We start from the raw sequence: 221 nt of genomic DNA on the forward strand, positions 1-221 counted from the left end.
AGTAACGGATTGCGTTCTGCAACCGGTAATCTCAATCATTTAGGTATGGTTAAGGCACCCTCAAAATCTACTTTAAGTTATCAGAACAAAAACAGGAGTTGGGAGCTTTTTAGGGATTACTATTATGTTTTGCTTGAAGGTTTAGGACAGCAAGCCCATTTTAAACGCACAAACTTCAAGATAAAATCAAAAATATTCTTGTTAGATGCCACAACCATTAG

1 pseudogene is annotated in these 221 nt (G+C 36.2%); it reads left to right on the forward strand.

Annotated elements, in window-relative coordinates:
* Nucleotides 1-221 (forward strand): annotated as a pseudogene (locus tag Q0838_RS14320) (IS4 family transposase); the annotation flags it as partial.

Origin of the sequence: uncultured Nonlabens sp. (genome assembly GCF_947495285.1) — a bacterium.
Lineage (GTDB): Bacteria > Bacteroidota > Bacteroidia > Flavobacteriales > Flavobacteriaceae > Nonlabens.